Source organism: Vibrio sp. SALL6, from assembly GCF_002002385.1.
GTDB classification, from domain to species: domain Bacteria; phylum Pseudomonadota; class Gammaproteobacteria; order Enterobacterales; family Vibrionaceae; genus Vibrio; species Vibrio parahaemolyticus.
In genome coordinates this window covers 1-415 of record NZ_MQVK01000080.1, presented here as the reverse complement: position 1 = coordinate 415, position 415 = coordinate 1, and the positions used below count along the sequence as shown (strand labels likewise).

The following is a 415-nucleotide window of genomic DNA, read 5'->3' as shown; positions in this document are numbered from 1 at the left end:
TCATGAACAAATGTGACATGGTTGACGATGAAGAGCTACTAGAACTAGTAGAAATGGAAGTTCGTGAACTTCTATCTGAATACGATTTCCCAGGTGATGACCTACCAGTTATCCAAGGTTCTGCACTAGGCGCACTAAACGGCGAAGAGCAGTGGGAAGCGAAAATCGTTGAACTAGCTGAAGCTCTAGATACTTACATCCCTGAGCCAGAGCGTGCGGTAGATCAGCCATTCCTAATGCCTATCGAAGACGTATTCTCAATCCAAGGTCGTGGTACAGTAGTAACTGGCCGTATCGAGCGTGGTATCCTAACAGTTGGTGACGAAGTTGCTATCGTAGGTATCAAGGATACAACTACTACAACATGTACTGGTGTAGAGATGTTCCGTAAGCTTCTAGACGAAGGCCGTGCAGG

1 protein-coding gene is annotated in these 415 nt (G+C 46.3%); it reads left to right on the top strand.

Features of this window, described 5'->3' with window-relative positions; all coding sequences use genetic code 11:
• Positions 1-415, top strand: a 415-nt coding sequence (locus BIW15_RS24025; protein WP_256857081.1) for an EF-Tu/IF-2/RF-3 family GTPase, incomplete at both ends; no start/stop codon positions are given.